Source organism: Inquilinus sp. CA228 (assembly GCF_052078665.1).
Classification (GTDB): domain Bacteria; phylum Pseudomonadota; class Alphaproteobacteria; order DSM-16000; family Inquilinaceae; genus Inquilinus.
Genome location: NZ_JBQJIK010000042.1, coordinates 60,362 through 69,226, shown reverse-complemented (window position 1 = coordinate 69,226; position 8,865 = coordinate 60,362). Strand labels below are relative to the sequence as shown.

The window sequence follows — 8,865 nt, the reverse complement described above, 5'->3', positions numbered from 1 at the left end:
GTGCCTGCTGCTGCTCGCCCTGGCGCAGCGCGGCCATGCCGGCATGGCCGCGGTCAGCCGCCGCTGATCGCTGTAAGGACGAACACTTCCATCCCCGGCGCCAGCGGCGTGTCCAGCCTGGCCCGCCGGCCATCGACGAAGATGTTGATGTGGCGCCGGATCGCCGGGCTGGAGTCGCGGATGCGGTCGCCCATCCCCGGCCAGCGCTCATTCAGCCCGTCGATCGCCTCGGCCACCGTGCCGGCGCGCAGCTCCACCCGCGGCGGCGCACCCGGGAACAGGATGGTCAGCACCGTCGGCAGCCGCACCAGCACGGCCTCCCTTGTCGTCGGCTCGGTCATCGCTCAGCGGTCGACCACCAGCGTCTCGACCGACAGGATCGAGGGCAGGTGCTGGGCCACGCAGTCCCAGCTGTCGCCCTCGTCGGCGCTGGCGAACAGCGCCCCGCCCGAGCTGCCGAAATACACCCCGGCGGGGTCCAGCCGGTCGGTCGCCATGGCCTGGCGCAGCACGCCGAAATAGGCGTTCTCCTGCGGCAGGCCGCGGCGCAGGTCCTGCCAGCTGGCGCCGCCGTCGCGGGTGCGCCAGACCGCGGCCCTGCCGTCCGGCACGAAGCGGCCCTTGATGTCGCCGTTGAGCGGCAGCAGGAACAGCGTGTCCGAGTCGCGCGGATGGACCGCGGCCGGGAAGCCGAAGCTGGAGGGCAGCCCCGCCTCGATGCTGTCCCAGCGCCGGCCGCCATCGTCGCTGCGGTACATGCCGCAATGGTTCTGCTGGTACAGCCGCTCCGTCGTGCCCGGCGCCATCACCAGGCAGTGCACGCATTGCCCGAATTCGGGATAGCGCTGGTCCTCGGGCATGAAATCGGCGCGGGTGCCGCGGTTGCGGGTCTCCCAGGTCTCGCCGCCATCGGCGGTGTGGAATACCCCGGCGGCGGAGATGCCGACCCAGATCTTGCCCGGGTCGTCCGGATGCAGCACCAGCGAATGCAGGATCAGCCCGGCGCCGCCCGGGCTCCAGTCCGGCCGCGTCGGGTGGCGCTGCAGCCCCTCGACATGGCTCCAGGACTGGCCGCCGTCGTCGCTGGTGAACAGGCCGGCCGGCTGCACCCCGGCATAGACCCGCCCGTCGCGCACGCCCAGGCTCCAGACCGCCTTGATCGGCTCCTGCCCCCCGGCATAGGCCAGTCCGTCGCTGGAATGGGTCCAGGTCTCGCCGAAATCGGTCGATTTCCAGACCGCCGGGCCGAACCATTCATTGCCGCCGGCGCCATAGATCGTGCCGGAAGCCGGGTCGGCGACGACATGGTTGATCGGCCAAGTCTCGCAGAATGGGCCGCGCAGCTGCCAGGATCGGCGCGCCGAATCGCTCTCGGCGATGAACGCGCCCTTCTTGGTCCCGATCAGGACCAGGATGCGGTGTGCCATGCTGTGTCTCCCGTGCTCCGCCGGCCGGTTGTTGGTTTGGTCCGGCGGATCCCATATTTAACTTTTCAGTTAAGTTATGGCAGGAGACGGGTGTCTGTCAAACCGGCGCGGCCCCGGTCATTTGAAGACGACGGTCTTCGGCCCGTTCAGCAGCACGCGGTGCTCGGAGTGGTACTTCAGGGCGCGGGCCAGCACCACGCTCTCGACGTCGCGGCCGATGCTGACCCATTCGTCGGCCGAGGCGGTGTGGTCGACCCGGAGCACGTCCTGGTCGATGATCGGGCCTTCGTCGAGGTCGTCGGTGACGTAGTGCGAGGTGGCGCCGATCAGCTTGACGCCGCGGGCATGGGCCTGGTGATACGGCTTGGCGCCCTTGAAGCTGGGCAGGAAGGAGTGGTGGATGTTGATCACCCGCCCCTCCATCTTCCGGCACAGGTCGGAGGACAGCACCTGCATGTAGCGGGCCAGGACGACGAGGTCGATCTTCTCCTCGTCCACCATGTCCAGCAGCCGCCGTTCCTGCTGCACCTTGTTGTCCCGGGTCACCGGCAGGTGGTGGAACGGGATGCCGGCGGCGGCGACCCGCTGGTAGCTGTCGCGGTGGTTCGACACCACGGCCGGGATCTCGATCGGCAGCGACCCGATCTGCACCCGGTACAGGATGTCGTTCAGGCAATGGTCGAACTTCGACACCATGACCAGGGCGCGGATCTTGCGGTCGGCGTCGTGCAGCTCCCAATCCATGCCGTAGTCGGCGCCGATCGGCGCGAAGCCCTCGCGCAGGGCATCGATGTCGGCGGTGCCCTCCACCGCCTCGACCACCACCCGCATGAAGAAGCGGCCGGTGTCGCGATCGAAGAACTGCGCGCTCTCGAGGATGTTGAGGCCGGAGCGGAACACGAAATCCGAGATCCGGGCGACGATGCCCGGGACGTCGGTGCAGGAGAGCTTGAGGATCAGCCGTTTCGCCATGGGGTGCCGCGTCGTCTCGCTGAAGGGCCGGTGGGCCGGCCGTGAAGCAATATTCGACACCTAACACGACAGCGGCCGTCGCCTGCGGCTTGATTGCGACGGCCGGATGCCTGGGGCCGACGCGCCGTCAGCCGGCGTCGCGGTACGGCACCAGGTCGGGCGTGGTCCCGTCCTTGAAATCGACATGGATGTGGTTGCCGTCCGGGTCGTGGAAATTGACCTGGACCAGCCCGCTGCGCGGCGGCCGGCCGAGCTCGGTCTCGATGCCCAGCCCCTTCAGATGGGCCAGGAAGTCGTCGAGATTGCCGCTGCTCTGGAAGGCGAAATGCGACAGCTGCACCTGCGCCGGATGCAGCTGCTGCTTCACCCCGACCAGATGCACCACCGCCTGGTCGCCGAGATAGAGCCAGGCGCCGGGGAAGGGGAAATCCGGCCGCGACCCCGCCTCCAGGCCGATTGTGTCGCGGTAGAAGCGGATCAGCCGCTTCAGATCGGCGGTCCAGATGTTGACGTGGTCCAGGCGTGTCAGGCTGGTCATGGGCATTCTCCCGGCTGGCTCGTTGCCGCAGCATAGACCCGGATTGTCGGACGAAAGAAGCCGGAACCTTGTTCCCACGACCCCTTGCGCCCGACACCGCAGCGGCGCGACAACCGATGGCAAGAACCGGCGCATCGGATGCCGGCGATCCTCCGGGAAGGATGCGCCATGAAGGCCTATGTCATCGGGACCTGCGACACCAAGGGCCGCGAGCTGGCCTATGTCCAGGCGCTGATCGAAGCCCGCGGCGTCGAGGCCGTGCTGGTCGATGTCGGCACCCGGCCCGGTGAGATCGGGGCCGACGTCCCGCGCCCCGACGTGTCGGCGCAGGAGGTGGCGCGCCACCATCCGGACGGGCCCGAGGCCGTGTTCAGCGACGATCGCGGCCGGGCCATCGCCGCCATGGCCCAGGCGTTGCGCGGCTTCCTGGCCAGCCGGTCGGATGTCGGCGGCGTCATCGGCCTGGGCGGGTCCGGCGGCACGGCGCTGATCACCCCGGCGCTGCGCGACCTGCCGGTCGGGGTGCCGAAGGTGATGGTCTCGACCGTCGCCTCCGGCAATGTCGCGCCCTATGTCGGGCCGGCCGACATCATGATGCTGTACTCGGTCACCGACGTGTCCGGGATCAACCGCATCTCCCGCGCCGTGCTGGGCAACGCCGCCCATGCCCTGGCCGGGATGGTGGCCCATCCGGCGCCGCGCAGCGAGGCCGACAAGCCGGCGATCGGCCTGACCATGTTCGGCGTCACCACCCCCTGCGTCGAGCAGGTCAGCCGGGCGCTGGAGGGCGAGTACGACTGCCTGGTCTTCCACGCCACCGGCACCGGTGGCAAGTCGATGGAGAAGCTGGTCGAGTCCGGCCTGATCGGCGGCGTCATCGACATCACCACCACCGAAATCTGCGACCTGCTGTTCGGCGGTGTCTTCCCCTGCGGCGAGGACCGGTTCGACAGCATCATCCGCAGCCGTGTGCCCTACGTCACATCCTGCGGCGCGCTCGACATGGTGAATTTCGGGGCGATGGAGACGGTGCCGGAGCGCTATCTGAAGCGGACCCTCTACGTCCACAACCCGCAGGTGACGCTGATGCGGACAACGGTGGAGGAAAACGTCGAGATGGGCCGCTGGATCGGTGCCAAGCTGAACCGGATGGACGGGCCGGTCCGCGTCCTGATCCCGGAGGGCGGCGTGTCGCTGATCGACGCGCCGGGTCAGCCGTTCCACGACCCGGCCGCCGACGAGGCCCTGTTCCAGGCGCTGGAGGCGACGGTGCGGCAGACCCCGAACCGCCGGCTGATCCGCCTGCCCCACGCCCTCAACGACCCGGAATTCGCCGCCGCTTTGGTGCGCGAGTTCCGGGCCATTGCCCATCACTGAGGACGTCGCCATGACCCGTTTCGCCCGCGCCGACCTCCTGGCCAAGTTCCGCGGCATGGTCGAGCGGCGCGAGCCGATCGTCGGCGGCGGCGCCGGCACCGGCCTGTCCGCCAAATGCGAGGAGGCCGGCGGCATCGACCTGATCGTGATCTACAACTCCGGCCGCTACCGCATGGCCGGCCGCGGCTCCCTCGCCGGTCTGCTCGCCTATGGCAACGCCAACGAGATCGTGGTCGAGATGGCGCGCGAGGTGCTGCCGGTGGTGAAGAAGACCCCGGTGCTGGCCGGGGTCAACGGCACCGACCCGTTCATGCTGACCGACCATTTCCTCGGCCAGCTCAAGGCGATGGGCTTCGCCGGGGTGCAGAACTTCCCGACCGTCGGGCTGATCGACGGCACCTTCCGCCAGAATCTGGAGGAGACCGGCATGGGCTATGGCCTCGAGGTCGAGATGATCGCCCGCGCCCATGCCCTCGACCTGCTGACCACGCCCTATGTGTTCTCGGCCGAACAGGCGGTGGCGATGGCGCAAGCCGGCGCCGACATCATCGTGCCCCACATGGGCCTGACCACCGGCGGCGCGATCGGTGCCGAGACGGCCAAGACCCTCGACGACTGCGTCGCCCTGGTCGACGACTGGGCCGCGGCAGCGCTGGCGGTGCGGCCGGACATCATCGTGCTGTGCCATGGCGGCCCGATCGCGATGCCGGAGGACGCGGCCTACGTCCTGCAGCGCTGCCGCCACTGCCACGGCTTCTACGGCGCCAGCTCGATGGAGCGGCTGCCGACCGAACAGGCCCTTACCGCCCAGACCCGCGCCTTCAAGCAGGTCTCGTTCTGATCCAACCAGGAGAAGCGAGCATGATCCGAGTGACCACCAGCAGCGTGATCAACGCCCCGGTCGACACCCTGTGGCAGGCAATCCGGGACTTCAACGCCCTGCCCGACTGGCATCCCGCCATCGCCAGCAGCAAGGTCGAGGATGACGGCCCCTCCGACCGCATCGGCTGCATCCGCAGCATGGAGCTGGCCGGGGGCGGCGGCACCATCCGTGAGCGGCTGCTGACCCTGTCGGATTCCGAGCACTGCGTCACCTATGCGATCCTCGCCGCGCCGATGCCGGTCGAGAACTATGTCGCCACGCTGCGCCTGATCCCGGTCACCGACGGCAACCGCAGCTTCGCCGAATGGACCGCCGAGTTCGACGTCACCGCCGAGAACGAGGCGGCGATGCGCAAGCTGATCGGCCAGGGCGTGTTCCAGACCGGCTTCGATTCCCTGAAGCAGCGCTTCGGCGGCTGATCCCCGGCGGGCCGGGCGCCCGGCCCGCTTTTCCAATCTCGACGGATCGCATCAGCAACCGGCCGATGGCCGGGGACGGTGGAGTCTTGCTTGTCCAGCACAGATCGAAAACATCGCAGCGTTCCCTGCGATACACCGGACCAACACTCTTTCTGTCAACCAATGGTCTGAGGACGAATTCTTCGTCCCGTCGGCAGAGGAACTGCCGGCGTTCCAAAGGAGGAGACCATGGCGACAATCACAGGTACGGATCGTGGCGACCGGCTCGTCGGCACGGCGGAAGATGACAGCATTCTCGGTCTCGGCGGCGATGACGGGCTGTTCGGCCTCGGCGGAAACGACAAGCTGCTCGGTGGCGGCGGTGACGATCTTCTCAACGGCGGCGTCGGCGCCGACGTCCTGGTCGGCGGGGACGGCGTCGACACGGCCTCCTACCGGAACGCCGCCGCCGGCGTCGGGGTCGATCTCGCCAACGGCTTCGGCCGGGCCGGCGAGGCGCTGGGCGATCTCTACGACAGCGTCGAGAATGTCGAGGGGTCGGCGTTCAGCGACGTCATCGTCGGCTCGGGCCTGGCCAATCGGCTCGACGGCGGCGGCGCCGACGACACGCTGATCGGCGGCAACGGCAACGATGTGCTGATCGGCGGCGCCAGGTCCGACACGCTGGATGGCGGCAGCGGGCGCGACGTGCTGATCAGCGGCAACGGCTCCGACACCATGACCGGCGGCGCCGAGGCCGACCGCTTCGTCTTCTCCACGGACGATCTCCATTTCGGCGACCGGATCACCGACTTCAACCGTGTCGCCGGCGACTTTATCGACCTGTCCGCCATCGACGCCGACACCGTCGAGGCGGGCGACCAGGCCTTCGTCTTCATCGGCACCGCCGCCTTCAGCCAGCGCGCCGGCGAGCTGCACTATGTCGTCTCCGGCGGCAATGCGGTGGCGGCCGGCGATGTCGACGGCGACGGAGTGGCCGATTTCAAGATCGCGCTCCAGGGCGTCCCGGCCGTCATCGCCGAGGACTTCGTGCTCTGAGGCAACGCCCGGCGCGCCTCCGGCTTTACGCGGGGGTGCGCCGGGTGCAGGGTGCCCGCCGATGACAACCGGGTGTCGGGCAGGCCATGACCGAGATCGATGACGGCGCGCAGATCCGCGCGGTGAAGCAGGAGCTGCGCAGCGCGATCGGTGACGTCGCCGGGGTCTGGCGGCGGCTGGAGGATGCGGTGCGGCGCGAGGCTGACGCCATCCGCGAGATCGACGCCCAGGGCCGGTCGCCGGTGCCGGTGGTGCGCTTCGCCGACATCGTCGGCAACACGGTCCCGGCCGAGACAGTGGCGGAAATCCATCGCCGCGGCGCCGCCCTGATCCGCGGCACGGTCGACCGGGACCAGATCACCCGCTGGAACGACGCCGTCGCCGACTACATCGACGACAACGGCTACGCCGGCCAGAAGGACGACGGCAACCTGCAGAAATACTTCGGCGGCTTGAGCGCCAAGACGCCGCAGATCTTCGCCATCTACTGGTCGCGGCCGCAGGTCGAGGCCCGCCAGCATCCGAACATGGCCACAGCCCGGCGCTTCATGAACCGGCTCTGGCGCTTCTGCGACACGGGCGACGAGGCGACGGCGAACCGGATGTTCTTCGACCCCGACCGCGAGGTCACCTATGCCGACCGGGTGCGCCGCCGGCAGCCGGGCGACACCACGCTCGGCCTGTCGCCGCACATGGATGGCGGGTCGATCGAGCGCTGGCTCGACCCCGGCTATCGCCGCGTCTACCGCAACGTCTTCAGCGGCGACTGGGACCGGCACGACCCGTTCGACGGCGAGTTCCGGATCGGGGCCCGCGAGTTCCCGGCGCCCAACACCAGCACCTTCTTCCGCTCCTACCAGGGCTGGCTGGCCCTGACCGGCCAGGGCAAGAATGACGGCACGCTGCAGGTGGTGCCGATGATCCGGCATTCGGTCGCCTATCTGCTGCTGCGGCCGCTGCTGGATGACGTGCCGGAGGAGCTGATCTGCGGTGCCGCCCGCGGCAAGGCACAGGCGATCCTGCCGCAATGGCACCAGCCGCTGATCGACGCCCAGGTCTCGATCCCCACCGCCGAGCCGGGAGACACGGTGTGGTGGCACCCCGACTGCATCCATGCGGTCGGCGACGAGCACCGCGGCGCCAATTACTCCAACGTCATGTTCATCGGCGCCGGCCCGCTGTGCGCCAAGAACGCGGAATACGCCGCCCGGCAGCGCGGCCGATTCCTGGCCGGCGAGACCCCGCCCGACTTCTCGCCCGAGCATCGCGAGAAGGCGTATCGCGGCCGCGGCGGCGAGGCCGACCTGACCGATCTCGGCCGCCGCCAGCTGGGGCTGGAAGCCTGGCCGACGGACGGGACCTCACCCGCCCGCGCCGCCCTGATCCAGGAGGCCGCCGCGGCCGCGGGCTGAGGCGCGGCGCTAGCCGCCCACGGACTGAGCAGCCTCGTCGATCAGGGCCGCCACCTCGGCCGGCCTCGACGCCAGCGAGGCGTGGCTGGCGGCCAGGGTGATGGTCTTCCGCGGCTTCATCCGCTCGGACATGAGCTTCTGGTTGTCGGGGTGGATCATCCGGTCCTCGCCGGAGATCTGGTACCAGCACGGCTTCGTCTTCCAGGCCGGCGCGGTGATCGTGTTGCCGAAGGTGCTGGCCAGCGGCGCCTTCTGGGTCACGCCCATCACCAGCCCCTCCTCCGCCGTCAGGTCCTGGCAGAAGCTTTCGTGGAACTTGTCCGGCCGGACCCAGAGATAGCCGTCGCTGTCCGGCGCCAGGTTCGACGCCGCCGCCGGCGGATGCTGCTGGGTGATGCCGCCGGGGCTCTCGCCCGCATCCGGCGCGAAGGCGGCGATGTAGACCAGGCCGGCCACGTTCGGCAGGTCGCCCGCCTCGGTGATCACGGCCCCGCCATAGGAATGGCCGACCAGCAGGACCGGCCCGTCGACCTGCCGGACCATCCTGCGGGTGCGCTCCGCATCGTCGGCCAGCGACGTCAGCGGCACTTCGACCGCGTGCAGGTCGCCGGGGCCGTAGCCCTTGCGCGACAGCTCGACGATGACCTTGCTCCAATGCGCGGCGCCGCCCCAGAAACCATGCACCAGTACGATCGCGGGCCTGTTGCCCATCGCCTGTCTCCTTGGTCATGTGGGCCGATGATCGGCACCCGCGCATTCTACGGCTCGGCGTCGGTTCCGGTCATGAACGATCGGCGGC

The 8,865-nt window shown here is 69.3% G+C and carries 10 protein-coding genes; 5 read left to right on the top strand and 5 right to left on the bottom strand.

Annotation, left to right across the window (positions count from 1 at the left end):
- Positions 1-53: 53 nt before the first annotated feature.
- The 4 genes from ACTOWL_RS21200 to ACTOWL_RS21185 all read right to left on the bottom strand — a co-directional run bounded on the left by ACTOWL_RS21200 (position 54) and on the right by ACTOWL_RS21185 (position 2,937).
- Positions 54-341: a MoaD/ThiS family protein gene (locus ACTOWL_RS21200; protein ID WP_441323263.1), complete on the bottom strand. Its 288-nt coding sequence runs from the start codon at positions 339-341 to the stop codon at positions 54-56.
- 3 nt (positions 342-344) lie between these two features.
- Complete coding sequence (locus tag ACTOWL_RS21195) at positions 345-1,427, bottom strand: WD40/YVTN/BNR-like repeat-containing protein (protein ID WP_441323262.1); 1,083 nt, start codon at positions 1,425-1,427, stop codon at positions 345-347.
- A 117-nt stretch (positions 1,428-1,544) separates the two neighbouring features.
- Complete coding sequence (gene purU, locus ACTOWL_RS21190) at positions 1,545-2,399, bottom strand: formyltetrahydrofolate deformylase (RefSeq protein WP_441323261.1); 855 nt, start codon at positions 2,397-2,399, stop codon at positions 1,545-1,547.
- 127 nt (positions 2,400-2,526) lie between these two features.
- Entirely contained in the window at positions 2,527-2,937 is a 411-nt protein-coding gene (locus ACTOWL_RS21185; RefSeq protein WP_441323260.1) for a VOC family protein, read from the bottom strand.
- A gap of 168 nt (positions 2,938-3,105) precedes the next feature.
- Between ACTOWL_RS21185 and ACTOWL_RS21180 the strand changes: the two genes are divergently transcribed.
- The 5 genes from ACTOWL_RS21180 to ACTOWL_RS21160 all read left to right on the top strand — a co-directional run bounded on the left by ACTOWL_RS21180 (position 3,106) and on the right by ACTOWL_RS21160 (position 8,066).
- A complete protein-coding gene (locus tag ACTOWL_RS21180) occupies positions 3,106-4,314 on the top strand; it encodes a Tm-1-like ATP-binding domain-containing protein (protein ID WP_441323259.1) in 1,209 nt (402 codons plus the stop codon).
- A gap of 10 nt (positions 4,315-4,324) precedes the next feature.
- A complete protein-coding gene (locus ACTOWL_RS21175) occupies positions 4,325-5,155 on the top strand; it encodes a phosphoenolpyruvate hydrolase family protein (protein WP_441323258.1) in 831 nt (276 codons plus the stop codon).
- Positions 5,156-5,175: 20 nt separating this feature from the next.
- Positions 5,176-5,616 (top strand): SRPBCC family protein, encoded by a 441-nt coding sequence (locus ACTOWL_RS21170; protein ID WP_441323257.1) that lies wholly within the window; start codon positions 5,176-5,178, stop codon positions 5,614-5,616.
- A gap of 228 nt (positions 5,617-5,844) precedes the next feature.
- On the top strand, positions 5,845-6,654 hold the full coding sequence (locus ACTOWL_RS21165; protein WP_441323256.1) for a calcium-binding protein: 810 nt from the start codon (positions 5,845-5,847) through the stop codon (positions 6,652-6,654).
- A gap of 86 nt (positions 6,655-6,740) precedes the next feature.
- Positions 6,741-8,066 carry a YbiU family protein gene (locus ACTOWL_RS21160; protein WP_441323255.1) on the top strand — a complete coding sequence of 442 codons (1,326 nt, stop codon included), beginning with the start codon at positions 6,741-6,743 and terminating at the stop codon, positions 8,064-8,066.
- Between the two features lie 9 nt (positions 8,067-8,075).
- Here the strand turns inward: ACTOWL_RS21160 and ACTOWL_RS21155 are convergent, their stop codons facing one another.
- Positions 8,076-8,777 carry an alpha/beta hydrolase gene (locus tag ACTOWL_RS21155; RefSeq protein ID WP_441323254.1) on the bottom strand — a complete coding sequence of 234 codons (702 nt, stop codon included), beginning with the start codon at positions 8,775-8,777 and terminating at the stop codon, positions 8,076-8,078.
- Positions 8,778-8,865: the final 88 nt, after the last annotated feature.

Bases quoted from the DNA above. Each gene is read 5' to 3' on its own strand.
- ACTOWL_RS21200 (WP_441323263.1), bottom strand. From the start codon at position 341: ATGACCGAGCCGACGACAAGGGAGGCCGTGCTGGTGCGGCTGCCGACG.
- ACTOWL_RS21195 (WP_441323262.1), bottom strand. From the start codon at position 1,427: ATGGCACACCGCATCCTGGTCCTGATCGGGACCAAGAAGGGCGCGTTC.
- purU (WP_441323261.1), bottom strand. From the start codon at position 2,399: ATGGCGAAACGGCTGATCCTCAAGCTCTCCTGCACCGACGTCCCGGGC.
- ACTOWL_RS21185 (WP_441323260.1), bottom strand. From the start codon at position 2,937: ATGACCAGCCTGACACGCCTGGACCACGTCAACATCTGGACCGCCGAT.
- ACTOWL_RS21180 (WP_441323259.1), top strand. From the start codon at position 3,106: ATGAAGGCCTATGTCATCGGGACCTGCGACACCAAGGGCCGCGAGCTG.
- ACTOWL_RS21175 (WP_441323258.1), top strand. From the start codon at position 4,325: ATGACCCGTTTCGCCCGCGCCGACCTCCTGGCCAAGTTCCGCGGCATG.
- ACTOWL_RS21170 (WP_441323257.1), top strand. From the start codon at position 5,176: ATGATCCGAGTGACCACCAGCAGCGTGATCAACGCCCCGGTCGACACC.
- ACTOWL_RS21165 (WP_441323256.1), top strand. From the start codon at position 5,845: ATGGCGACAATCACAGGTACGGATCGTGGCGACCGGCTCGTCGGCACG.
- ACTOWL_RS21160 (WP_441323255.1), top strand. From the start codon at position 6,741: ATGACCGAGATCGATGACGGCGCGCAGATCCGCGCGGTGAAGCAGGAG.
- ACTOWL_RS21155 (WP_441323254.1), bottom strand. From the start codon at position 8,777: ATGGGCAACAGGCCCGCGATCGTACTGGTGCATGGTTTCTGGGGCGGC.